This is a genomic window from Cnuibacter physcomitrellae (genome assembly GCF_014640535.1).
In the GTDB taxonomy this organism is placed as follows: domain Bacteria; phylum Actinomycetota; class Actinomycetes; order Actinomycetales; family Microbacteriaceae; genus Cnuibacter; species Cnuibacter physcomitrellae.
In genome coordinates this window covers 3,222,285-3,246,238 of record NZ_BMHD01000001.1, presented here as the reverse complement: position 1 = coordinate 3,246,238, position 23,954 = coordinate 3,222,285, and the positions used below count along the sequence as shown (strand labels likewise).

Genomic DNA, 23,954 nt, shown 5'->3' with positions numbered 1-23,954 from the left:
TTCCGAAACAAGAAAGTTCCTGAACATGGGAGTTCCTGAACTATGATGTTCTCATGACCGATACGACCCTCAGCGCCGAGGACGTCGACTCCACCCCGAAGCTCGGCCGCAAGCGCGATCACTCCCGAGATCCCGAGATCCTCGACGCCGCCCTCGAGGTCCTGGCCGAGAAGGGCTACGAGCGCATGACCGTCGACATGGTCGCCGCGCGCGCTCGGGCCGGCAAGGCCACCCTCTATCGCCGCTGGCCGTCGAAGGCCGAGCTCGTGATCGACGCGGTGGCGTGCATGAAGAACGCGCACCCGGTCGACCTGCCCGACACAGGCACCCTGCGGGGTGACCTGGTCGCGAACATCAAGACCCCCGCGGTGAAGGACGGGGAGCGCAAGCTCCGCATCATGGCGGGGATGGTGTCGCTGATGTCGGAGTCCCCCGAGTTCGCGGATGCGGCCCGCGCCGTGATCGTGGAGCCCCGCGCCGCCGCTCTCCGCACCCTGATCCTGCGAGCGATCGACCGCGGCGAGGTCTCCCCCGACGTCGATGTGCCCCTGCTCGCCCAGATCATCCCGTCGATGACGGCGTACCAGACGCTCATGCTGGGCAGGGCGGTCGACCGGCAGTACATCATCACGCTCGTCGACGAGATCCTGCTCCCGGCGCTCGGGCTTGCGAGCGGCGAGGAGACGACGGCGACCGCGCGCTCCTGAGCGACTCCGCGCGCGGTCATCGAAGCGTCAGGCGATGCTCCAGAAGTGCGCGGTGCCACCCGGGTTCTCGACCGTGATCGCGTTGTCGAGATCGCGGTACTGCGCGTCGACGGTGTGGCCCACGAGCTTGATGGCGACGGTGCCGTCCGGCTGCGCCGTGACCTTCGACACGATCATCGTGTGATCGACGCCGTTGTCGTTCGCGGGATCCCAGTCGAACATCGCGACGTCGCCGACCTTCACCTGGTCGCGCTGGTCGATCGACAGCAACGTCGTGTCGGGCCGGGAGGCGTAGTAGGCGTCCATCTCGTTGCCGCGGATCCAGCTGTAGCTGTAGTCGCCCGTGGTGGCGTAGTCGCTGTACCAGTCGGCATCCTGGGTCCAGCCTCGGGCGAGCATGGCCTGGTTCACGAAGTTGCCGCAGTCGTTGTCGCTGAAGACGCCCCACTCGTCGAGGTTGTAGTCCTTCCAGTACGTGAAGGCGTAGTTCATCTGGGCGTCGACGCCCGTCTGGATCTCGTACCCGTAGGTCGCCGTCGACGTGGTGGTCGCGCCGTCGGCGAGCGTCACCGTGACGGGCACGGCGCCCACCACGAAGTCGACCGAGGCGGGCGTCGTCGCCACGATCTCCGAGTCGGAGACGATGTCGAAGGTGGCGGGCTCCGTACCGAACACGACGCCCTCGGCGTCGTCGAAGCCCGAGCCGGTGATCGTCACGGCCGCGCCCCCCGCGAGCGGCCCGGTCGTCGGCGCCAGCGAGTCGACCGCGACCAGCGGATCGGCCGCTGCCGCTCCCACGGAGAGCTCCGAGGTGCCGCCCTCCGCTCCCGCGCATCCGGCCAGGACCGCAGCCATGACGGCGGCGGACGCGACGGCGAGCCCGGCGCGGACCGACCGGCGGGGACGTGGTGGGCGGGAGACGAGCGGGGTGACGTGCATGGTCCCATGCGAACACATCAGTGTTTGTGTCCCCTATGAGAGGGACACGCATTCGTCTCGCGAGGCTGGTCTCGCCGCATCTGTCGTAGACTCACCCACTTCCGCTAGAATGCGACAAAAGTGACGCCGACCGGCGTCCCCGCAGAGAGTGAGCGACGATGCTTCTCGAGAGAGATCTCATCCAATCCGTCGGATTCCGGAACGTGGCGGAGGGAGGGTCGATCTCCGGGTTCCAGTTCCGGCTGCGGATGCCGTCCTACCGGGGGATGACCGCCTCCCTCATCGACGGGGTCTCGGTCCGCATCCCCGGTCTCGTCGACGTCGGGCATGACGTCCCTCTCTGGACCTTCGCGGGCACGACCTACACGCTGCAGCAGCTGTGGGACTCGGACGGCGTGCGCTGGCCGCTCGAGGAGGCGGCGATCGTCACCGTGCCGCTCCCGGGTGGACTCCCCGACGGCGTGCACGAGCTCTCCATCGAGCTCCGCCTGCGGATGTCCTACATCCCGGAGGAGCACCAGCCGAGCACCTATCAGGTGACCAAGCACGTCACCCTCTCGCCGCAGGCGAACGGCGGACCGTTCCGCTACGGCGTCTCGCTGTACAGCTACATGACCGACTACGGAACGGTCATGGACCTGGAGACCGCGCTCCACTCGATTGCCGACCTGGGTGCGACCGGGGTCGAGATCCTCGGCGAGGGGCACATCCCCGGCTACCCCGAGCCGACCGCGGAGTGGATCGACCGCTGGTTCGCCCTGCTGGAGCAGTATCGCCTCGAGCCGACCAACTACGGCTCCTGGATCGACACCCGCCTGCACTCGAGCGGCCCGAACCGACGGGCCATGACCGCGGCCGAGGGCGCCGCCGCCCTGCAGCGCGACCTCCGCCTGGCGAAGCGGCTCGGGTTCTCCTTCGTCCGCCCGAAGATCGGCGTCGTGTCCGGCGATCTCGTGCCCGATCCGATCTGGACGGAGTCGGTGGAGCGCAGCCTCGACCTCGCCGCCGAGCTCGACGTCGTGATCTGCCCGGAGATCCACTCCCCCACCCCGATCAAGCACGAGGTCGTCGACGGCTACGTCGAGCTCATCCAGCGCACCGGGACGAAGCACTTCGGTCTGCTCCTCGACACCGGGATCTTCCAGGACCGTCCCATCCCGCTCCGGCCCGGCGAGCTGCCCGGACGCCGCCCCGCGTTCCTCGACGGCATCGGCGTCGACCCGGCCGACGTCGCCGACATCGCCGAGTACGTGGTCTTCATCCAGGCCAAGTTCCACGACATCGACGACCAGCTCGAGGACCAGCAGATCCCGTGGCGCCCGGTGCTGCAGGCACTGAAGGACGCGGGCTACACCGGCTACCTCTCGAGCGAGTACGAGGGCGAGCGCGAGCCGTGGCGCTCGATCGAGCAGGTGCGCCGCCAGCACTCCCTCATCCGCGGCATCGCCGACACCCTCGACTGACCCCGTCCCACCCCCGGCTTTGTCCAGGTTTCCGTCACGAATCGGGCGGATCGCGACGGAAACCTGGACAAAGCCACGGGGATGGGGCTGGATCGGAGCATGAGCGATGTGCCCGCCCCGATCCGCACCTTCATCGACGCGACGAACGCCGGCGACTCCGACGCGTTCGTCGCCGCCTTCACCGACGACGGGTGGCTCGACGACTGGGGTCGCGTCGCCCGTGGGCACGCGGCCCTCCGCGAGTGGGATCGCACCGACAACATCGGCAAGCGGTCCCACTTCGACCTGGTCGACATCAGGGAGGAGTCGCCCGGGGTCTGGCTCGCACACCTGGCCGTGACGGGCGACGGGTTCAACGGCACGAGCCCGTTCCGCTTCACGATCGCAGGTGACCGACTGGCGAGCGTCGTGATCGTGCCCGACTGAGCACGCCACCGTGAGGCCGAGGCGACTCAGCCGCGCCTCAGACGGCGGTCGCGAAGGGCCAGCCCGTGTAGGCCTCGGAGAGGTAGCGCTGCCCGGCCTCCGAGCTCGTGACCGTGCGCAGCTCGCCGAGCTGGCGTCGCCGGTCGAACTCGGAGGCGTCGGGGGCGGAGTGCAGCATGCTCGTCATCCACCAGGAGAAGTGCTGCGCCTTCCAGATCCGTTCGGAGGCGGCGGCCGGGTAGGCGTCGAGGGCCCGCTCGTCGCCGCGGCACAGCAGGGCCTCGAGCGCGCGCGTCAGCAGCACGACGTCGGCGATGGCCAGGTTCATCCCCTTGGCGCCCGTGGGCGGGACGGTGTGAGCCGCGTCGCCGAGGAGCACGACCCTGCCTCGCAGCAGCTCGTGCGCGACGAAGCTCCGGAAGCGGAGGACGTCGCGCTGGAAGATCGGGCCGGTCGCCAGCTCCACCCCGGGCACACGCTTCTGCAGCTCGTCCCAGATCTGCTCCTCGCTGAGCGACTCCGGATCGAACCCGGGATCGCACTGGAAGTACATGCGCTGCACGTGCTCGTTGCGCTGACTGATCAGCGCGAACCCGTCGGGCGAGTTGCTGTAGATGAGCACGTCGTTGCTCGGCGGGGCCTCGCAGAGGATGCCGAACCAGGCGAACGGGTACTCCCGGAAGTAGCCGCTGCGCGAGGAGCCCGACACGAACGAGCGGGCCACGCTGCGGGAGCCGTCGGCGCCGACCACCACGTCCGCGGTGATCCGCAGGAGCTCGCCGCCCGCATCCGTCGCCTGCACCACCGGATGGACCGGGTCGGCGTCGTCGATCCCGTCGACGGTGACGCCGAACCGCAGGTCCTGGCCCGCGTCGAGGCGGGCGGCGATGAGGTCCTTCAGCACCTCGTGCTGCGGGTACAGCCACACGCTCCGACCGATCGAGCTCGCGAAGTCGATCCGGTGCATCTCGTCGCCGAAGCGCAGGTCGATGCCGTCGTGACGGTGCCCGTCGGTGAGCACCCGCGTCGAGGCCCCGCTGTCGACGAGGAGGTCGACGGTGCCCTGCTCGAGGATGCCGGCTCGGATGGTGTGCTCGATCTCCTCTCGGCTGCGCTGGTCGACGACGATCGACTCGATGCCGGATGCGGCGAGCAGATGCGAGAGCATCAGACCGGCCGGGCCGGCCCCGATGATCGCCACCTGCGTGCGGACTGTCGTGGTCACGGGACTCCTTCATCGAGGGGGGGTCGAGCGGGGTCGAGCGGGGTCGAGAGAGGTGGCGTCAGCGCTCGTCGTCGAGGGATGCGAACACGTCGCGAGCGAGGGCGAGGGCCGCGTTGGCCGCGGGCAGGCCCGCATAGAGGGCGGTGTGCAGCATGACCTCGGTGATCTGATCTCGGGTCAGGCCGTTCCGCAGCGCCGCACGCACGTGCATCGTGATCTCGGCGTGGTGGCCGCCCGTGACGAGGCTGGCGAGGGTCGCCACACTGCGGGCGCGGCGGTCGAGGTTCGGGCGATCCCAGACCTCTCCCCAGGCGTATCGCGTGATGAACTCCTGGAACGCCGCGGTCTCGGGGGTGATGCGTGCGGTCGCGGCGTCGACGTGAGCGTCGCCCAGCACCTCGCGCCGCACCCGCATCCCGCGGTCGAACCGAGCGCGATCGGAGTCGGAGCCTGGGGCTGGGGCGCTGCCGGTCGACGCGCCCGTCACCAGCGCGGCGATCGCCGCGGCGGTGCTCTCGGGCTGCTCGATCGGCACCAGGTGCGCGGCGTCGTCCACCGACACGTGCGGAGCGCCGAGTGCGTCGGCGAGGCGCGCCAGGTCATCCGGGGTGGTGACCGCGTCGGCGGCTCCGCTCACGGCGACGGTGCGGATGCGGTGGTGCGCGATCTCCGACAGGTCGCCTCGGCGGTCGAAGACCGCCAGGGCCTCCGCCGCGAGCGCGTACGACTCGTCGTCCACGGTCTCGAGCTCGCGGAGCGCGCGGGAGGTGCCGTCGGGCTCACGGGCGACCGAGTCGGCGGCGAACCAGCGCTGGGAGCTGCCCTCGACGAGGGACGAGGTGCCCTGCGTGCGCACCTGCAGGGCGCGGTCGGTCCAGCTCTCGACCGTGCCGATCCGCGCATCCGTGGCGATGAGGGCGAGGCTCAGCAGCCGCTCCGGATGCCGGGCCGCGAGCTCGATGCCGATGGCGCCGCCGAGAGAGACCCCGGCGTAGTGGAACCGTCCCCCGCCGACCTGGTCGACCAGCCGCACCACCGCATCCGCCAGGTCGGACAGGGTCTGGGCCCCACCGGCCCGCGGTGAGGAGCCGTGGCCGGGGAGGTCGAAGCGCAGGATGCGGGTGCGCGGCAGCGCCGCGCGGAGGAAGGGCAGCGTGCTCTCCCAGAGCGAGGTGGTCGTGCCGATCGAGGGTCCGAGGACGAGGAGGTCGGTCGACGCCGCATCCTCGGCGGCGGGTGCGATCGAGCAGGTGAGCACGGGCGGCACGGTCATCGGCGGTCCTCTCCACGGGATCCTGGCTCGGCGACGCGACGGAAGCGGGCCACGGCGGCGTCGACGATGAGCGAGGAGCGGTCGAACACGGTCCTCTCGAGGTCGGCGCGCGACAGCCCGAGCCGGTCTAGGAGGTGGGACGTGTGATCGGACTCCGCGGCGGCGAGCGCTTCCCTCACAGCCGCACTCGCCGCGGACGGGCCGTCGCGGCGGGCGAGCAGGGCGGAGGCGGGCTCGGCCCAGGCCGCGCCGCCCTGCGAGTCGAGCGCGTCGCGCATCCGCTCGACGTCGACGGAGAGGCCTGCCGCGAGCTGTGAGAGCGCGGCGGCCGACTGCAGCGCGAGCACGAGGAGCTCGCGGAGCGGCGGCCACTCGCTGTGCCACGCGCCCGCCGGTCTCTGGTCCTCCGCCACGAGCGCGCCGGCGATCACGGAGAGCGCACCGGGCGCCCGCCGCGCGGCGCTCACGAGCAGCACCGGGAGCACCGGGTTGCGCTTCTGCGGCATGGCCGACGAGGCTCCCCCGGAGCCCACCGCGACCTCCGCCACCTCGGAGCGGGCGAGCTCGGAGACGGCAGCGCCGATCCGCCCTGCCGCACCGACTGTCGCCGTGAGCGCTGCCGCGATGCGGAGGATCGGCGTCCGCTCGGTGTGCCACGAGCGACCGGGGTCGTCCAGCTCGAGCCAGGCGGCCAGGGCGGTGCGCAGAGCGTCGGGCGCGTCGGCGCCCTCTGCCGAGAGCGCGATCGCGGTGCCGGTCCCCACCGATCCACCCAGCTGGACCGGGAGCGAGAGGCGGTCGAGGCCGTCGATCGCCGAGGTCACGCCGTCGAGCCAGCCGGCGGCGGTCGTGCCGAAGGTGATCGGGGCCGCGTGCTGGGTCAGGGTGCGGCCCACCTGGAGCGTGGCGACATGGCGGTCAGCGAGCTCGGCCAGGCGCTCCCCCGCCGTGACGAGGTCGTGGCGGATGCTCGGCAGGCTCCTCGCGACCACGAGGACGAGCGCGGTGTCGACCACGTCCTGGCTCGTCGCACCGCGATGGAGCAGGTCTCGTGCCGGCCCCTCCGCGGGCACCTGCTCGCGCAGCCCGGCCAGCAGGGCGATCACGGGGTTGCCGTGCAGCGCGTTGCCCTCGGCGAGCGCCGCGGCATTCAGCCGTGCGGCGTCGAGGCGCGCGGCCTCGGCGGCCACGTCGACCTCCTCGAGCTCCCCCCAGGCGCGCAGCAGGGCGCGCTCCACGTCGACCATCGCCGCCAGCACGGCGTCGTCGGAGGCCTCGTCGCCGCCGAGCGCGGCGAGCGGATCGAGCGGATGCGCGTCGCCGGTCATCGAGCGATCCCGGGGTACTGGAGGAAGACCGTCTCCCCGTCGCCCTGCAGCCGGATGTCGAAGCGGTAGGAGCCTCCGCCCTCGTGGTGCGCGAGCAGGGTGGAGCGCCGATCCTCCTCGACGGAGGCGAGGAAGGGATCGATGCCGTTGAGCCCGATCTCGTCGTCGAAGTAGGCGCGCGTGAAGAGGTGGTGCAGCAGCCCCCGGGCGAACACCGTGATCAGGACGAACGGAGCCCGACCGGCGCGTCCCGGCCCGGGCTTCAGCGTCGAGAAGGAGTAGTGCCCGCCGCCGTCCACGGCCGCACGCCCGAATCCGGTGAAGGTGAACCCGTCGCGTGCGAGGCTGCCGCGCACCGCGACCGGGCGACCATCCGCATCCGCCTGCCACAGCTCGATCAGGGCGTCGGGTACCGGGTCACCGGCCCCGTCGAGGACCGTTCCGTGCAGGCGGATCGAGCCGGGCGTGCGCGGCGGCACCAGCGAGGGGCCGTCGGCGTAGGGGAGCGCGTAGCCGAAGAAGGGACCGACGGTCTGCGAGGGCGTCTGGGCGAATCCGCTCGCTGCGGGCTCCCCTGCCGCAGGGTGGTGCTCGGCGATGATCTGGTCGCGGTCGTCAGGCATGGTCGGCATCCTCCGGCTCCATCCAGGTGGCTCGCGATCCGGTGAGCACGATGTCCCACCGGTAGCCGAGGGCCCACTCGGGCGAGGTGACGTCGTGGTCGTAGTCGGCGATCAGCCGCTCGCGCGCCTTCGGGTCGGCGATCGACTGGAAGATCGGGTCGAGCGGGAAGAGGCGGTCGCCCGGGAAGTACATCTGAGTCACGAGACGCTGCGTGAACTCGCTGCCGAAGAGCGAGAAGTGGATGTGCGCCGGTCGCCATGCGTTGCGGTGGTTGCGCCACGGGTAGGCGCCGGGCTTGATCGTGGTGAGGCGGTACGAGCCGTCTTCCCCCGTGATCACGCGCCCGACCCCGGTGAAGTTCGGGTCGAGCGGGGCCGGATGCTGGTCGCGCTTGTGCACGTAGCGCCCGGCGGCGTTCGCCTGCCAGATCTCGAGGAGCTGGCCGCGGACGGGCCGCCCCTCGCCGTCGAGCACCCGCCCGGTGACGACGATCCGCTCCCCCAGCGGCTCCCCGGAGTGCTGGATGGTGAGGTCGCTCTCCTCGGTCGCCACGTCGGTGTGCCCGAAGGCGGGCGAGGTGAGCTCGATCTCCTCGGGATCCGCTCGCACGAGCTCGTGGGTGGGGTGGCGGAGGGCCGTGCTGCGGTACGCGCTGAAGGCACGATCCGGATGCTGCCGGCCCTGCGCGGAAGGATCGGCAGCGGCTCGGGCGTGGAGGTCGGCGATCTCCGCGCCGATCCCCCGCTGGTCGTCGATCGCGACCGCAGGCTCAGCCTCCTCCTGCTGCGTGATCAGGTTCGTCATCGCTCGCTCCTCGTGCGCTCCGTTGCGGTCCTGTCAGTGTGCGACGAGCCGTCTCTGGCATTCTCGGCGTTTCCATTGAGCGGAAGGGTTGGCTACGCTCCTGGCATGGCGGGCAATAGGTCGGATGCGCGGACGGCGGCGCAGAAGCTCCTCGCCGTGGCCGATGCGTTCGACGGCCCCGGCGACGGGACCCTGACGCTCAGCGACATCGCGCAGCGCTCGGGCCTCCCGCTCTCCACGACCCACCGTCTCGTCCGCGACTGGGTCGAGTGGGGCGGCCTCGACCGCGACGACGACGGCCGCTACCGGCTGGGACTCCGCTTCTTCTCGCTCGGCGTGCGGGCCCCCACCCAGCGCCGGATGCGCGCGATCGCGCGTCCGTTCCTCGACGACCTGGTCGACCTCACGCACCAGAACGTCCAGCTCGCTGTGCGCGACGGCCTCGCCGCCCTCTACCTCGAGCGGCGTTCGGCCAAGGGCGCGGTGCCCATCATCACCGAGGTCGGCGTGCGCCTGCCGCTGCACGCGACCGGGGTCGGGCTCGTGCTGCTCGCCCACGCACCCGCCGAGGTGTTCGAGTCCGTCCTCGCGGCCGGCCCCCGGCGCTACCTCCCCAACACGATGACCACCGAAGCGGAGCTCCGACCCCGCCTCGCGACCGTCCGCAGCACCGGCCTCGCCACGAGCCTCGACGAGATGACCGAGCACACCTACTCGGTCGCCGCCCCGGTCCGCGGCCGGTCGGGCGAGGTGGTCGCCGCGGTCTCCATTGTCGCCCATCCCGACGACCGAGCGAACCGCGAGTACCCTCTGGCCGTGCGCGTCGCCGCCCGCGGCGTCAGCCGCGCCCTCGGCTGGCGCGGATGACCTCGCAGCGCACCTCCGCACACGGCGGCCCCGAATGGGAAATCCGCGCGAGATCCGGGAGACTCGGCTGTGATGAGTGACCAGAATTCGCCCGAGTGGCGGAACGCCAACGGCCTGCGCCGGAGCGGCCGTCAGCGCCTCGTCAACGCGGCCCGCGCAGAGCTGTCCGCCAGCAGCGCCTACTCGCTCCTGTCCTACGACGAGCTGGCCGCCAAGGTCGGCATGCACCCGCACGCCATCCGGACGATGTTCCCCGAGGAGGACGGCCTCCTCGATGCAGTCAACGACCTCCTGGTGGAGGAGTGCGTGACACGGCTGCGGCATGCGATCGACCAGTTCGAGCCGGAGCCGACGGCGGACGGCCGGAACGCGTTCCTCGACGCGTCCGTGTGCATCGCGCGTGCACAGCCCATCGACCGATCGAGCCTGATCATCCGAGCCCAGCGACGGCTCCTCGCCCTCCGACGCTACGAGACGGCCGCCGCCGTCGTCGAGGGCGAGCGGCGATACGCCCTCGGCCTGACCGACGTGCTCGAAGAGCTGGTCCGGCGCCTGCGACGCCGGTTCCGCCACCCGAGTGCGGCGATCCGCCTCATCATCGGCTCCTACGAGCGCTCCTACGAGGCGTGGCTGATCGGCGGCGGCGCCGACGATCGGTTCCACGAGTCGCCCTTCGTGCAGACGACCCTGCCCGAGCTCCTCCGCGACCTCACCGCCGATCCCCGCGAGTAGCGCGAAGTCTCCCCTCCCTCGCCCCGGGAAGGGGGTGTCCTCGCCGGTCGGCGGGATCGTCACGACCGCCGCAAGCTCGAGACGATCGTCCGCTCCCCGCCCGCGGAGGCGGACGTAGAGTGGATGCGCAGCCCTCCTCTCCGCCGGGGGTTGCCCTCTTGGGAGAATGCGCCGCTGTCGAGAATGAGAGGGAATGCGCATGGGGAAGCTGTTGTGCGGGCCCCACGTCGTCGTGGAGTTCGACGACCGGGTGCTGGCCCACCTTCAGGTCGTGATCACCGCGAAGCTCCGCCGGGGCGAGTCGATGCTCTTCAGCTGGCGCGACAGTCCCGAATCCGGCGACGGGCGCACCGTCGTCTGGCTCCACCCCACGGTCGACATCGCGTTCAAGTACTACGGTCACCGCAAGCCCACGATCAACGGCGCCTGGGTGGATGCGCTCATGCTGGAGGCGAACAAGCCCGGCGGGCTGCAGCTCGTCGAGGAGCCTCAGACCTCCGACGGCGTCCCGCTCGGACATCACAACCCCCTCAGCGCCTCGGGCCACGCCTTGTGAGCCGTGGGTCACCGCGGTGACGGGCGACGCCAGACGGACGCCGACCGAAGAGGGGAGCTTCAGAGCGGAAGGCGCTCGAGCCGGGACCGCAGCTCGATGAGCGCACGAGCATGCGCGTCGAGTCGCACGTCCTCGGCCGACACCAGGGCCAGCTGATCGACGGGGGTGGCCCGGCCGTCGGCGCCCGGCACGACGAAGACGGTCATGCAGGTCGTGGTGAGGTCACGAGCCTCGGGCGTGATCGGGGCCCACGACCACACCTGGACGGCGATGTGCATGCTGCGGGGCCCGGTGTGGATGAGCCGCGCCTGCAGCTCGACGACGTGTCCGATCGGGATCGGGCGCAGGAAGTGGATGCCGCCCGAGTAGACGGCCACCGCGCCGGTGGTCGACCAGCTCGCCGCGGTCGCGAAGGCGGTCTCGTCGATCCACCGCATCACCGTGCCGCCGTGGGCGTTGCCCCCGTAGTTCGCGTCGCCGGGGGCCGCGAGGAACCGGAAGGTGGTGACGGGGGTCGTCCCCGCCGAGGTGTACTCCTCGGCGAGCATCGCCTCCTTGATCTCGCGCCGGGCGGCCAACCGCTCCTCCGCCCGCTCGGCCAGCACCCTCCCCGCGTCGTCGGTCGGCTCCCACTGCGGGACGGGCCGGGGCCACCGGTCCTCGCCGACGGCGACGAACACGAGCAGGCAGTCGAGTGCGGCGTGGAACTCGCGCGTGCGCACGTCCGCGGCCCGCACCGTGACCAGGACCTGCATGCTCGACCGGCCGGTGTGGATGATGCGTCCGGTCGCCTCCACGAGGTCCCCCGGCGCGATGGGGCCGGTGAAGTGGACGTTCCCCACGTACGCCGTGACGCAGTAGGACGACGACCATCCCACGGCGCAGGCGTACCCGGCCTTGTCGATCCACTCGAGCACTCGCCCCGCCGCCACCGTGCGACCATCGGCCGCTGCGTCCTGCGGTGCGGCGAGGAACCGGAGGGTGACCCTGTCGTCCATGGGCTCATCGTAGGGCCCGGAAGGACGACGACGCCCGCTCACTCCCCCAGGTCGGCCGCCGCCCGACGCGCACCGCGGACGGCGAGCGCGACGCTCATGAGCGTCGGGTTCATCGAGGTGGCGGTGGGGATGAGGGCGTTGCCGCCGACGACGAGGTTCTCATAGCCCCACACCCGCGAGTACGGGTCGGCGACCGAGGTGCCGTCGTCGGCCTCCCCCATCCGCATGGTGCCCTGGTAGTGCAGGCTCGATCCCGGCGGCAGCAGACGCGGGCCGGCGACGAACTCGCCCAGCGCCGACCCCGCCCGGGTGAGGCGCTCGGTGGCGGCGGCGATCTCCGCCTCCTCGTCGGCGGTGAGCTCGTAGTGGATGGTCATGTTCGGGAAGCCGGAGTAGTCGAGCTCGGAGTCGTCGAACGTGACGCCGTCCTCGAAGCGGGGGCGCTTCCGCACGCCGTACCCCATGTTCACGTAGCCCCACCTGTTGCCGGCGGCAGGATGCGACGGGTCGAGCTGGAAGGGCGGGGCCTCCGCGTACATCACCTGCACGGAGTACGGGTGGTCGGGCTCGGAGAAGGGGATGCGGTTCACCGCCGCCACCGGGTCGGCGGGGTTGGTCGCGCGGCGGGCCAGCTCGGCGGCGAGGTCGTCCTCGGTGGCGTGGCGGCGCATCCGCTCCTCGTCGAGCGCGACGGTGGAGATCACGACCGGGTGCTCCGTGAGGTAGTGCCCGAGCGCGGTGGGACGGATGCCCGACGCCCAGAGCAGCTGCGGCGACCGGAACGCGTCGGCCGCGACGACGACCAGGTCGGCGGGGAACTCGTATGTCTCGCCCGTGCGGAGGTCCTGCACGGTCACGCCGGTGGCGCGGTCGCCGTCGAGGTCGACGCGGCGCACGAGCGAGAGGTCGCGCAGCTGGAAGCGCTCCGAGAGCGGAGAAGCGGGGGCGATGAGCGGCCCGAGCACCGAGTCCGCTCCGGCCCAGCGGATGCTGCCGTCGGGCAGCGGGTCACCGGCCACGGGCAGCGTGCTGACCCCGTAGCCCTCGGGCAGCTCCGCCCCGAACTCCTCGTCGAGGAGGGTGCGGATGGCCTCGCCGAGCGCCGAGTCGGCGAACGCGGCGCTCTGCACGTGCAGCAGCCGCTCGCCCTCGGCGAGGAGGCCGTCCCACTCCTCGTCCGGGATGAACGGGATCCGCTCGCTGAACGCCGGCCGCGGGGTCGCCGCCGTCCAGTGCGCGCCCTGCCCGCCCACGTTGGTCGCGGCGGCGGCGGCCGGGAAGGTCTCGGCGTGCGCCGATCCCTCTCCCCCGAAGTCGAGCAGGTAGGTGCCGAGTCGGGCGGTGAACATGCCCTCGACGACGACCTCACCGGGGATGCCGAGCGACTCCCGGTACGACCCCGAGAGCGGACCCTGCGACCGCTCCCGCGCACGGTCCTTCTCGTCGGGGTCCGGGATGTTCCGCACGCTCTCGCCGGGGATGGCGGTCAGCTGCGGGCCGGCCTCGAACATGACGACCTGCGCGGTCGGGTGGTTCTCGAGCAGTACGCGGGCGTACGCGGAGCCGACGGGCCCGCTTCCGACGATGGCGACGGTGGGCTGATGCGTCATGGCGATCTCCTTGAGGTCGTGGGGGCAGGTGAGTCGGGGGTGGGATCCGCGGGCGTCGCGCCGGAGATGACGGCGACGCCGTCGCCGTCGGACGCCGGCGCGTCCGCGAGCACCCGGTCCGGCATGAGCACGGCGGCGACGAGGCCGAGGGCGTAGGCGACGGCGAGCGCGAGGAACACGGGCGCGAACACGTCGTGATAGATCGCCGCCACGCTGGCCTGCGTGGCCGCATCCGCGCCGGCGAGGCTCTGCGGCGTGACGCCGGCGGGGTCGAGCCCGGCGGGGAGCATCGCGGCGACCCCGACGCCGACCACCCCGCCGATGACGGCCGTGGTGACGGTGGAGCCGATCTGCCGCACGAGGTTGAGCGTCGCCGTGACCGACCCGGTCTCGGTCCGGCGCACCTCGCCCTGGACGACGGCGACGATGATGCTCATGAACGACCCCGTGCCGAGGCCCACCGCGAACATGACCACCATCGCCACCCAGAGGGGCGTGCCGAGCGGCAGCAGCGACATGACCACGAGCCCGGCGGCCGCCAGCGCGGTGCCGACGAGCGGGAAGACCCGGTAGCGCCCGGTGCGGCTCACGAGGAAGCCGGTCGTGAGGTTGCTGAGGAGCATCCCGAACACGGTGGCGATCGGGACCAGACCCGAGACGGTGGCGCTGGTGTGGAACGTCATCTGCACGTAGGTCGGCAGGTAGAAGGTGATCGAGAACAGCCCCACGCCGATGATGGCGGACAGCGCGACGCCGGCGGAGATCGTGCGGTTGCGGAAGAACCTCAGCGGCAGGACGGGCTCGACGGCGCGGGTCTCCACGACGAAGAACACCGCAAGCGCCACCACGGCGACGACGGTCGCGACGACGGCGGACCCGACGGCACCGGCATCCGTCCACCAGGTCGCCGCGAGGACGAGGGCGACGAGTCCGATCGTGAAGGTCACCGCTCCCGCGGCGTCGAACCGCCGCCGACCTCCCGGCTCGATGTGCGGGACGGCGTAGAGGGCCAGGACGAGCGCGGCGGCGCCGAGCGGCAGGTTGATCCAGAAGACCCAGTGCCAGCCCCAGTAGTCGGTGATGAGGCCACCCGCCACCGGGCCCACGAGGATCGCGATCGGGAACGCGGCCCCGATGACGGAGAGGTACTTGGGCCGCTCACGCGGCGTGGTGACCTCGGCGATGATCGTCTGGCTCATGAGCTGCAGTCCCGCCGAGCTCATGCCCTGCACGACTCGGGAGACGACGAGCCAGCCCATGTCGGGAGCGAGTCCGCAGGCGAGCGAGGCGACGAGGAACAGCACCAGCGAGGTCAGGAAGACCGCGCGGGGGCCGACGGCGTCGCCCAGCTTGCCGAGCACGGGCAGCAGCACCGTGCTGGCGAGGGTGTACCCCACCACCACGAGGCTCATCTGCTGGATCGCGCCGAGGTCGGCGGCGATCGTCGCGAGCGAGGTCGACACCACGGTGTGGTCGAGCGCCCCCAGGAGGGAGACGGTCAGGAGCGAGACGGTGAGCAGGCGGAGCCTGAGCTTCGAGAGTGGCATGCGGTGGCGCCCGATCGATCGGGCGATCGACGCGACTCGGTGTGCCCCGCCGGCGACGTCGCCGACGGGAACGGGCTCGCGGAGCCCCGGCGTCGCATCCATCCTACCCGCTTATGTCGAAATCAAGCAAAAGAATCGGCTCAGTCGAGCTCGGCGAACGTCTCCGCGATCCAGTCGGCGATGATGCCCGCCACGTACGGCATGTTGTCGATCGAGATGTGCTCGGTCCCACCCTCCGGGTCGTCGAACAGCCGCAGTTCGCGCTTCGGGCTGTTGACCGCCTGGTCGTAGGAACGGTGCGCGTACTTCACGTTGATCTGGCGGTCGCCGACGCCGTGCGTGATGAGGAACGGCGCCGTGATCTGCTCCACCACGCCGTCCAGGCGCATCCCCTTCGTCTTCTCGATGAAGTCGTCCATGTCGGACGCGCCCCACACCCAGAACACGTGGTCCCAGTAGTGCGGCACCGGGTTCTCGCCCTCGCGGTTGCGCCTGGCCTCCTGCACCTCGAACCAGTCGTGGTTGGCGCCCCAGGCCACGCCGAGCCTCAGGCGCTTCTCGAAGGCGAGGGCCCGGGGCGCGTAATAGCCGCCGAGCGACCATCCGACGATGCCGATGCGGTCGGGGTCGATGCCGAGCTCGCCGGACGAGCGCTCGAGATGGTCGATGATCGCGGCCGCCCACACCTCGGTGTCGTGCCGCGCCTTCAACCCGCGAAGCCTCAGGGCTTCGCCGGACCCGGGCGTGTCGATCATGAGCGTGGAGATGCCGCGCTCCGCGAGCATCCGCGGGAACCCGGAGTAGTACATCATCTCCTTGGTCGAGTCGAGACCGTTCCACTGGATGACGACGGGATGCGGGCCCGCTCCCGGCGCACGGTAGAAGTACGCGGGAAGCGAGCTGTCCTCGTACGGGACCTCGACACGGGTGACCGGGATGTCGGAGAGCTCGATGTGCTTCAGCAGCAGGTCGATCGACTTCTGGTACGCCGCGTTGCGTCCGGGCCAGCTCGGCGACTGCAGCCGCTCCGCCTGGGAGGTGTAGAGGGAGGCGCGGTAGTAGGTCTCCCCCGCGCCGATGCGGCGCCCGCGCGCCTCGTCGTCCTGCGCCTTTGCGATGAGCCGGTCGGCGACCGCGGCCCACGCGGCGTACAGCTCCGCAGTCCCGGCGTCGTCGCCGTTCTGCGAGGCCAGCAGCACCGGCTTGCAGGCACGGTCGACCTCGTCGATGTAGCCGCCGTTGTTGAGCGTGGCGACGACGGCGAGGCTCCACACGTAGTTGGTCGGGAAGTACATGAACATGGGGTCGCTCCTCGGCGATCGACGATCAGGGACGGGTGCGGACGGTCAGGGACGGGTGCGCAGGCGCGACCGCGGCCGGGCGCGCGGCACGGGTGGTGCGGACACGGCGGCACCGACGGTGTTGACGAGCTCGCCGATGCCCTCGATGACCATCCGGACCTCGTCGCCCTCCTTCAGCGGCGGCGGGGTCAGGGAGCCGTTGCGGCCCCAGAGCTCGGCGAGACAGCCGCCGTGCCCGACGGTGCCGGACCCGAGCACGTCGCCGGGCACGACCCGGGAGTTGCGCGACGCGTACGCCACGAACTCCGGGAACGGCCAACCCGCGTTCGACACCAGGTCGTGGCCGACGAGCTCGCCGTTGACGAAGACCTCCGCACGGATCGCCAGGAACCCCTCGGCGTCGAGGAAGGGGTCGAGCTCGTCGGCGGTGACGATCCACGGTCCGAGGGTGGTGCCGAAGTCCTTGCCCTTGGCCGGCCCGAGACGCACCTTCATCTCGCGGCCCTGCAGGTCGCGGGCCGACCAGTCGTTCAGGATCGTGTAGCCGAAGATGTGGTCGCCCGCCCCGGCCGGGTCGAGGTTCTCCCCATCGGATCCCTCGACCGCGCCGATCACGACCCCCACCTCGAGCTCGAAGTCGAGCCGCTCGGTCATCGGCGGGCGCAGCACGTCGGAGGGCCCGGACACGGTGTGCGGGTTGGTGAAGTAGAAGGTCGGTGCCTCATACCACTCGTCGGCGACGTGCGACCGTCCCTCGACGCCGGCGCTCACCCCCTCGACGTGCTCCTCGAACGCCACGAAGTCGCGGATCGACGCCGGCTTCAGGGGCGCGAGGAGCCGGACATCCGCGAGGGGGGTCGCAGGGCCGAGCCGTGACTGCTCCCACAGGTCGGGCACGGCCGGGAGACCGAGGCGCAGCACCGCGGCGACGTCGAGCCCGCCGGCGAACGGGATCACCCGGTCGCCGTCGACGAAGCCCTCCTCCTCGACGCCGTCGTGCGTCCAGCGGGCGATCCTCACGCCGGCTCCGCCATCCGCTGTGCGATCCCGAAGATCAGGCCGCCGGCATCCGCGTCGCGGTCGCCGTCGATCTGCCACTGTCCCAGCTGGGTGGAGGCCTCGACGACGGCCTTCGCGCGGGGCAGGCGGCGGGCGTGGAACGCGTCCCAGAGCCCCTGGTCGAGGGTGTCGCGCTCGACCAGGAGCTCGGTGAGGACGAAGGCGTCCTCGAGTCCCTGCGCGGCACCCTGCGCGATGGTCGGCGGGCAGCTGTGCGCAGCGTCGCCGATCACGACGACCCGGCCGCGGTTCCACGGCTCCTCGACGACGTGCTTGGTGAACCACGTGTAGTTGGCCGTGGCGCCCGCCTCGAGGTCGGCGCGGATGTCGTTCCACGGGCCGTCGTAGGCGCGCGACTCCTCGAGCATGATCCGGGTGGCCTCCTCGTCGGAGACCCCGAAGCGGTCCTGCGCCTTCTCCACGAGGAACGCGTACATCGTGTCCTCGCCCGTGGGCGTGTATCCGGCGATGTAGACCGGGCCCCCGTAGTACAGCTCGCTGCTCTCGACCGAAGCGGGTCGCGACACGAACGTGCGCCAGATGCCCATGCCGGTCGGCTCGGGCTTGGTCTCGATGCCGATGAGGTCGCGCACGGTCGAGTTGAGCCCGTCGGCGCCGATGACGAGGTCGAACGGGCCGCGGGGCGCGCCGTCGATGTCGAGGGTGACGCCGTCCTCGGCCTGCTCGAGACCGGTCACCTTCGCGCCGTAGTGCAGACGGGCGCCCTCGGCCTCCGCGTGCTCGACGAGGATGCGCGCGAGGTCCGGGCGCGACATGCCCATCGTCGACGGGTAGTCGGGACCGCCGGACTTGACGTCCGGCAGGGCGGCGACGATCGGCGCGCCGGGGCCCGGAGCGCGGAGGTTCAGTCCGACGAACGGGTAGCCCGCGGCCTGGACGTCCTCCCACACCCCGAGCGAGTCGAAGACGCGGAGCGCGTTCCCCTGGAGGGTGATCCCCGAGCCGAGGGTGCTCAGCTCCGGCTTGGCCTCGAAGAGGTCGACCTCGATCCCCGCCTTGGCGAGCTGGATGGCGGCGGCGAGGCCGGCCACCCCGCTCCCGACGATGGCGACTGAGTGGACTGCGGTCATGTCAGAACCTCCCTGTTCTGGACGGAGCTTAGAAGATGATCAGAGCAGCGCGACGGGATTGATCGGCGACCCGACGGCGCCCGTGATCGGAAGCGGCGGCGCCGCGAGGAGCATGTCGTAGCGGCCGGATGCGGCGCACGCCTCCCCGAGCTCCTCGAGGTCCCACATCTCCCCGATGGTGAGCCCGATGTTCGGGATCACGACCTGATGGAGGGGCTGGAACGCGGGGACGTCGAACTCGTTCGGACGCACCTCGAATCCCCAGGTGTCGGTGGCGATCGCGGCGATGTCGGTCCGCCGGAGCCAGCCGGCGGTGGTGAGCGAGAGGCCGGGGGCCGGTCCGCCCGCGTAGTCACCCCACCCGTCCCGCCGCGCACGGCCGTACTGACCCGTGCGGACCAGGACGATGTCACCGGCCCCGACGACCGACGACGGACCCTGCGCCGCGATGCAGCCCTCGAGATCCGCGACCGTGATCGCGTATCCGTCGGGCAGCTCGCCGGACGTCGGCTCGCGGAACCGCCCCACGTCCAGCAGCACGCCCCGCGAGACGAGGGCGTCGGCGGCGTGCTCGATCCCCGTCACGAGGTCGCCCTCGCTGGTCACGACCTCCCCCGCCCGGCGTCCGTTCCAGGCGAGCCCGTGGTCGAAGATGTGCCCGAGGCCATCCCACTGCGTGGAGCATTGCAGCGGCATCGAGATCACGTCGTCGGCCCCACCCATGCCGTGGGGGAAGCCCTGGTTGGCGCGCTCCGCATCCGTGCCCGTGTCGGTCATCGTATGCACCGGGTTGGTGCGGCGGCGCCACCCCTTCTGCGGGCCGTTCGTGTCGAACGCCTGCGCGAGCGAGATGACGCGACCCTCGCGCACCAGGCCCGCGGCCTGGATCCGCTTCTCCGGCGTGATGAGGTTGAGCGTGCCGAGCACGTCGTCCTCACCCCACCGTCCCCAGTTGCGGTAGGCCTCGGCCCTGGAGCCGATCTCGCCCTCGGGGTCCGACCGGTCCAGGTCCGCGGGATCCTCGCTGATCGTCATCGCGGTACGCCTCGCGGTTCCGGTCAGCCCTGTCCCTGGTGGGCGTAAGGGTTGAGCAGAGCCTCGCGGATCTCGTCGGGCACGCCCTCCTCCGTCGCCGACGGTCCGTCGGCGGGCGGGAACGACTCGGTCATCGACATCGGCATCACGCTGTTGCGGTACATGTTGTTCGACCCCTGCGAGGGCTTCCACGTGTTGGGCTCCCAGTCGGGCACGTAGTTCCGGTAACCGCCGGTGTTGAGCTCGATCCGGAGGCTCGACGGCTCGCGGTAGTAGAGGAAGTTCTGCTCGCCGATGCCGTGGATCGACGGACCGTACTCGATCGGGTAGCCGTTCTCGCCGAGGATGTCGGCGGCGATGAGCAGCTCCTCCCGGGTGTCGACCCAGAAGGCGTAGTGGTTGACACGGCCGGCGCGGGTGGACCCGTCGAGGACGACGCCCAGGTCGTGCGACTTCTCGTTGGTGGTGAGCACCGAGAACACCGAGATCGGCGCCTCGTCGAGGACGGTGCGAGCCATGATCCGGAAGCCGAGGACCTCGTTGTACCAGCGGGCGAAGGCGTCGACGTCGCTCGTGGCGATCGTCACGTGGTCCAGCTGGCGAGGTGCACCCGCGACCTTGCTGCGGCGCGAGGGACGGTCGGGGTAGCTCGAGGCGGCCTCGCCCTCGGTGTCGTGGTGCTTGGAGACGTCCCAGTGGAGCGTCATCGAGTGGCCCCAGGGACCGGTGAACCGGTAGGCGCGCCCGATGTGCGGCACGTCGTCGAGCCATTCGCCCTGGACGCCGGCCTCCTCGATGCGGCGAGCGGCCTCGTCGAGGGCCTCGCGGCTCGAGGTGCGCCACGCCATGGTCTGGAGCGAGGGCTCGTCGCCCGGCACGACGACGACCGAGTACGCGTAGTAGTCGCCCCAGCACCGGAGGTAGACGGCTCCGCCCACACGGTCGACCTCGAGGAGGCCCACCTGCTTCGTGTAGAAGTCCACCGAGGCCTCCACGTCGGGCGAGGTGATGGCCACGTACGAGAGGTGCGAGAGCAGCTTGATCATCGTCGATCGTCCTTTCCGTAGGGGCGAGGAGCGCCCCGGCATCCACTTTTGTCGAAATGCGACGGATGCGGAAACGGTTTCTTCCTATGTCCCGGATAATCGAGGCTTATGTCGGGCGCCCGAGCAGCTCGCGGGCGCGTCGATCGTCGGCCAGCAGCTGCGACACCTCGTCGGGGAGCGCCTCGTCGCCGAGCGCCGCGATCACGCGCCGCAGCGCCGATCGCTCTCGCGACTCGAGGGGACGCGGCGGCTCGGTCCGCCCCTGCTCGGTGTCGCGGCGGACCACCGACTCCTCACCCAGGAGCTCCACCTCGAGTCGCTGCGGACCGAGGGTGCCGACACGCATCCGAGGGACGGCGCTCGCCTCCGCGAGCACCCTCGCCTGCACCGTCGACGAACGCCCGCCGGACAGGTCGACGATCGCGAGGACGCCCTCCGCGCTGCGAGCGTCGACCGCAGCGCCCAGCACACCGCCCCACCGCCTCGTCCAGCCCAGGCAGTCTCGGAGCAGCTCGGGGAGCACCCTCGCCGGGCCCGCGCAGCTCGCCACCACGACCTGCAGCTCGGGGACCGGGAGAGTCCGGCGCACGTCGTCCTCCCGCAGCCACGCGCGGTCGAGCACGATCGGCGTGCTGCGGGAGGCCTCGATGAGCTCCGCCCCACGACGGGGATCGGACCTCCGCGGCCGGGAGACCACGACCCCCGCCGCTCCGGCGCCGATCGCGCGCAGGACGCGGTCGCTCCACCCGTCCTCGCCGGAGACCGCGACGATGGCCCCCTGCACGCCGTCCGCGGGCTCGACGATGCCTCGGAGCTCCTGTCCCGCCGCCGCGAACCGCGGAAGGGACGTGTGCACGCCGATCACGGACGCACCGCCGTCCGCTCGAGCACCGACGCGGCCACCGCATCCGCGAGGTCGATGGAGTAGCGGGCGTCGTCGAGGAGTTCGTCGTACTCGACGGCCACACGACCTTCGATGAGGTCGGCGAGGGCGCGCCACTCCGCCTCGTAGCCGTCCTCCTCCGCCCGCAGGTAGCGAGTCTCCGGGCCCGCGCCCGACCTCACCCGCACCGCCGCGCTGCCCGCGTGCACGAACGACGGCGGGAACTCGACCTCGAGGTCGTCGAAGTCGGTGCCGATCGAGATCCGCCAGAGGGCATCGGCACCGCCGGGCTGCATCACCGCGGTCAACTGCACGAGGATGTCGCCGGCGAGGAGACCGAGGCAGTAGCCCAGAGGGCTGACCGGCCGCGCGTACACGACGCGGTCGATGTGCGGTGCGACGTCGCGGAGCAGGGGGAGGTCGTGGATGCACAGCCCCAGGACGAGCTGGCGGAGCACCGCCGCGGCGATGGTGGGATCGTCCCAGTCGGGCAGCGGACGACCTCCGGCGGGGGCGCCGGCCCCGCCGTTCGCGTCGGTCGGCACGCTCACCAGTTCGTGATAGCGCCCGTTGGGAGGAAGGGAGACGGTGGCGGAGAAGGTCTGGACCCGGCCGCCATGGGCGACGAGATGATGCTTCGCCCTGGCCCAGGCGGGATCGAAGAGATGGTTCGTGCCGACCACCACAGCCGTCCCCGTCGCCCGGCAGGCGGCGATCACCGCCTCCGCCTCCTCGGCGTCGACGGCCAGCGGCTTCTCGCAGAACACGGCGCGCTTGCCCGCCTCGACAGCGGCCAGCACCTGCTCGGCATGCAGGTGCGGTGGAGAGCAGACGGCGACGACGTCCACGGTCGGGTCGTCGAGCAGGTCGTCGATACCGGTGGAGTGACGCAGTCCGTGCCGTTCGCCGAGACCCGCGGCACGCCCGCTTCCGGCGTCGGCGACGTGGCGCGGCTCGAACGCGCCGAGGCGGGCGACGGTGGGCAGATGGAGCGCCGAGACCCCCGGGCCCGAGCCGATGAATCCGACCCCGTAGATCATGCGTCCTCCCCTTCGCCCTCGTCGTCGAGGCGACTTATGTCCAACTCTCCCATAAGTGGGTCCAGTTAGAAGCAGAACTCGTCGAAGTTGTGGGATCATCGATGCATGGCCACCGAGTCCACCCTCCGCTTCGCCGCGCAGACCGACGAGGTGACGAGCCTCCTCCGGGTCGTCAACCTCGTGCGCACAGGCGAAGCCACCACGCGTCCTGAGATCAGCCGGGTCACGGGCCTCGGCCGCGGCGTCGTCACCCAGCGTGTGGACCAGGCCATCGAGCTCGGCTATCTGGCCGACAGCGAGTTCGCCCCCTCCACCGGAGGACGCGCGGCACGTACGCTGCGCTTCCGGTCGGAGCAGGGACGCATCCTCATCTTCGCCCTCGGAGCGCTCCACATGCGGGTCGGCATCGCCGACCTCGCGGGCCAGCTGCTGGATCAGGACCAGAGCCGGTGGGACATCGCCCAGGGCCCCGCCGCGACGATGGACACCGCGCTGGCCATGATGGACACCCTGCTCGAGCGCCAGGCCGAGGTCCCGGTCTGGGCCGTGGCCGTCGGGCTTCCCGGTCCGGTCGACTTCGACTCCGGACGGCCGGTGGCGCCGCCGATCATGCCCGGCTGGAACGGGTTCGACGTCCGACGGCGCTTCGAGGAGCGCTTCGACGCTCCCGTCTGGGTCGACAACGACGTGAACCTCCTCGCCTTCAGCGAGCGCGCCCATCGCTACCAGCACGACGACCTCATCTACGTGAAGATCGGCTCGGGCATCGGCGCTGGGCTCCTCTCGCATGGCCGGATCCACCGCGGAGCGAACGGCGCTGCCGGCGACATCGGCCACGTCCGGGTCAGCGGCTCGGACGTGCTCTGCCGCTGCGGCAAGACCGGATGCCTGGAGGCCGTCGCCGGTGGCTGGGCGCTGGTCCGCGACGCCGACGCGGCGCTGGCCGACGGAGCGAGCGGCTACCTCGGGCGCCGCGTGCAGGAGGGCGCCTCCCTCTCGCCCGAACTCATCGCCCGGGCCGCGGAGGACGGCGACGCCCTCGCCATCTCCCTGATCCAGCGATCGGCACGCACCGTCGGCGAGGCCATCGCGGCGCTCGTCAACATGTTCAACCCCGGCGTCATCGTGATCGGCGGTGCCGCAGCCGCAGCCGGAGAGCTCTACCTCGCCGAGGTGAGGCAGCGCGTCTACGAGCTGTCGCATCCGCTCGCCACCCGCGACCTCCAGATCGTGGCATCGATCGACGACGAGCGCGAGCCTTTGCGGGGCGGCGCCGAGCTGGCCCGCGAAGAGCTCTTCGATGTGACCTTCCCCCGCTGGTTCGCCCTCGGCCGCCCGACCGTCCAGAGCGCTCTCACCGCGGCGTAGCCGCGCGGCGTCCTCGGGCGCTCTGGACCGCT

At 71.3% G+C, this 23,954-nt stretch carries 23 protein-coding genes; 7 read left to right on the top strand and 16 right to left on the bottom strand.

The features are described 5' to 3' along the window. Nucleotides 1-53 precede the first annotated feature (53 nt). Nucleotides 54-707: a TetR/AcrR family transcriptional regulator gene (locus IEX69_RS15195; protein ID WP_085018322.1), complete on the top strand. Its 654-nt coding sequence runs from the start codon at nt 54-56 to the stop codon at nt 705-707. Nucleotides 708-734: 27 nt separating this feature from the next. Here the strand turns inward: IEX69_RS15195 and IEX69_RS15190 are convergent, their stop codons facing one another. Next, nucleotides 735-1,646, bottom strand: a complete 912-nt coding sequence (locus IEX69_RS15190; RefSeq protein ID WP_174604390.1) for an amidase domain-containing protein — start codon at nt 1,644-1,646, stop codon at nt 735-737. A 158-nt stretch (nt 1,647-1,804) separates the two neighbouring features. On the opposite strand from IEX69_RS15190, the gene IEX69_RS15185 reads away from it, so the two are divergent. Both IEX69_RS15185 and IEX69_RS15180 read left to right on the top strand, forming a co-directional pair. Next, nucleotides 1,805-3,109, top strand: a complete 1,305-nt coding sequence (locus tag IEX69_RS15185) for a C-glycoside deglycosidase beta subunit domain-containing protein (protein ID WP_085018319.1) — start codon at nt 1,805-1,807, stop codon at nt 3,107-3,109. A 99-nt stretch (nt 3,110-3,208) separates the two neighbouring features. Further along, the gene (locus tag IEX69_RS15180; RefSeq protein ID WP_085018317.1) at nt 3,209-3,535 is read left to right on the top strand and encodes a nuclear transport factor 2 family protein; all 327 of its coding nucleotides are present in this window, start codon (nt 3,209-3,211) and stop codon (nt 3,533-3,535) included. A 37-nt stretch (nt 3,536-3,572) separates the two neighbouring features. Here the strand turns inward: IEX69_RS15180 and IEX69_RS15175 are convergent, their stop codons facing one another. From IEX69_RS15175 to pcaH, 5 genes are read right to left on the bottom strand one after another with little or no spacing between them, the layout of a single operon-like run. Beyond that, complete coding sequence (locus IEX69_RS15175) at nt 3,573-4,760, bottom strand: 4-hydroxybenzoate 3-monooxygenase (RefSeq protein ID WP_085018314.1); 1,188 nt, start codon at nt 4,758-4,760, stop codon at nt 3,573-3,575. A gap of 58 nt (nt 4,761-4,818) precedes the next feature. Then, entirely contained in the window at nt 4,819-6,033 is a 1,215-nt protein-coding gene (gene pcaDC / locus IEX69_RS15170; protein WP_085018313.1) for a bifunctional 3-oxoadipate enol-lactonase/4-carboxymuconolactone decarboxylase PcaDC, read from the bottom strand. Next, nucleotides 6,030-7,361: a lyase family protein gene (locus IEX69_RS15165; protein WP_085018311.1), complete on the bottom strand. Its 1,332-nt coding sequence runs from the start codon at nt 7,359-7,361 to the stop codon at nt 6,030-6,032. The genes pcaDC and IEX69_RS15165 overlap by 4 nt, the downstream gene beginning before the upstream one ends. Next, nucleotides 7,358-7,984 carry a protocatechuate 3,4-dioxygenase subunit alpha gene (gene pcaG / locus IEX69_RS15160; RefSeq protein ID WP_085018309.1) on the bottom strand — a complete coding sequence of 209 codons (627 nt, stop codon included), beginning with the start codon at nt 7,982-7,984 and terminating at the stop codon, nt 7,358-7,360. Before pcaG ends, IEX69_RS15165 begins: the two co-directional genes overlap by 4 nt. Then, the gene (pcaH, locus tag IEX69_RS15155; protein WP_085018307.1) at nt 7,977-8,789 is read right to left on the bottom strand and encodes a protocatechuate 3,4-dioxygenase subunit beta; all 813 of its coding nucleotides are present in this window, start codon (nt 8,787-8,789) and stop codon (nt 7,977-7,979) included. The genes pcaG and pcaH overlap by 8 nt, the downstream gene beginning before the upstream one ends. Before the next feature lie 105 nt (nt 8,790-8,894). Between pcaH and IEX69_RS15150 the strand changes: the two genes are divergently transcribed. From IEX69_RS15150 to IEX69_RS15140, 3 genes are all read left to right on the top strand, one after another. Then, on the top strand, nt 8,895-9,656 hold the full coding sequence (locus IEX69_RS15150; RefSeq protein ID WP_085018305.1) for an IclR family transcriptional regulator: 762 nt from the start codon (nt 8,895-8,897) through the stop codon (nt 9,654-9,656). Between the two features lie 72 nt (nt 9,657-9,728). Beyond that, nucleotides 9,729-10,388, top strand: a complete 660-nt coding sequence (locus IEX69_RS15145) for a hypothetical protein (RefSeq protein WP_085018303.1) — start codon at nt 9,729-9,731, stop codon at nt 10,386-10,388. A 199-nt stretch (nt 10,389-10,587) separates the two neighbouring features. Beyond that, nucleotides 10,588-10,944 (top strand): DUF7882 family protein, encoded by a 357-nt coding sequence (locus IEX69_RS15140; protein ID WP_229756377.1) that lies wholly within the window; start codon nt 10,588-10,590, stop codon nt 10,942-10,944. Between the two features lie 59 nt (nt 10,945-11,003). Here IEX69_RS15140 and IEX69_RS15135 read toward each other — a convergent pair whose 3' ends face one another. From IEX69_RS15135 to IEX69_RS15090, 10 genes are all read right to left on the bottom strand, one after another. Then, nucleotides 11,004-11,942 (bottom strand): acyl-CoA thioesterase, encoded by a 939-nt coding sequence (locus tag IEX69_RS15135; protein ID WP_085018301.1) that lies wholly within the window; start codon nt 11,940-11,942, stop codon nt 11,004-11,006. A gap of 38 nt (nt 11,943-11,980) precedes the next feature. Continuing rightward, the gene (locus IEX69_RS15130; RefSeq protein WP_085018299.1) at nt 11,981-13,552 is read right to left on the bottom strand and encodes a GMC oxidoreductase; all 1,572 of its coding nucleotides are present in this window, start codon (nt 13,550-13,552) and stop codon (nt 11,981-11,983) included. Continuing rightward, the gene (locus tag IEX69_RS15125) at nt 13,549-15,201 is read right to left on the bottom strand and encodes an MFS transporter (protein ID WP_229756376.1); all 1,653 of its coding nucleotides are present in this window, start codon (nt 15,199-15,201) and stop codon (nt 13,549-13,551) included. Before IEX69_RS15125 ends, IEX69_RS15130 begins: the two co-directional genes overlap by 4 nt. A 38-nt stretch (nt 15,202-15,239) precedes the next feature. After that, nucleotides 15,240-16,400 carry an alpha/beta hydrolase family protein gene (locus IEX69_RS15120; protein WP_085018297.1) on the bottom strand — a complete coding sequence of 387 codons (1,161 nt, stop codon included), beginning with the start codon at nt 16,398-16,400 and terminating at the stop codon, nt 15,240-15,242. A 45-nt stretch (nt 16,401-16,445) separates the two neighbouring features. Next, nucleotides 16,446-17,420 (bottom strand): fumarylacetoacetate hydrolase family protein, encoded by a 975-nt coding sequence (locus IEX69_RS15115; RefSeq protein WP_085018295.1) that lies wholly within the window; start codon nt 17,418-17,420, stop codon nt 16,446-16,448. After that, nucleotides 17,417-18,550 (bottom strand): FAD-dependent oxidoreductase, encoded by a 1,134-nt coding sequence (locus tag IEX69_RS15110; RefSeq protein WP_085018294.1) that lies wholly within the window; start codon nt 18,548-18,550, stop codon nt 17,417-17,419. Before IEX69_RS15110 ends, IEX69_RS15115 begins: the two co-directional genes overlap by 4 nt. 39 nt (nt 18,551-18,589) lie before the next feature. Beyond that, nucleotides 18,590-19,585 carry a cyclase family protein gene (locus tag IEX69_RS15105; protein ID WP_085018292.1) on the bottom strand — a complete coding sequence of 332 codons (996 nt, stop codon included), beginning with the start codon at nt 19,583-19,585 and terminating at the stop codon, nt 18,590-18,592. A 23-nt stretch (nt 19,586-19,608) separates the two neighbouring features. Further along, nucleotides 19,609-20,631, bottom strand: a complete 1,023-nt coding sequence (locus IEX69_RS15100; protein ID WP_085018290.1) for a VOC family protein — start codon at nt 20,629-20,631, stop codon at nt 19,609-19,611. Nucleotides 20,632-20,737: 106 nt separating this feature from the next. Then, on the bottom strand, nt 20,738-21,496 hold the full coding sequence (locus IEX69_RS15095) for a hypothetical protein (protein WP_085018288.1): 759 nt from the start codon (nt 21,494-21,496) through the stop codon (nt 20,738-20,740). Continuing rightward, nucleotides 21,493-22,554: a Gfo/Idh/MocA family protein gene (locus tag IEX69_RS15090; protein ID WP_085018286.1), complete on the bottom strand. Its 1,062-nt coding sequence runs from the start codon at nt 22,552-22,554 to the stop codon at nt 21,493-21,495. Before IEX69_RS15090 ends, IEX69_RS15095 begins: the two co-directional genes overlap by 4 nt. A gap of 105 nt (nt 22,555-22,659) precedes the next feature. On the opposite strand from IEX69_RS15090, the gene IEX69_RS15085 reads away from it, so the two are divergent. Next, nucleotides 22,660-23,922, top strand: coding sequence for an ROK family protein (locus tag IEX69_RS15085; protein ID WP_085018284.1), 1,263 nt, complete (start codon nt 22,660-22,662; stop codon nt 23,920-23,922). Nucleotides 23,923-23,954 lie beyond the last annotated feature (32 nt).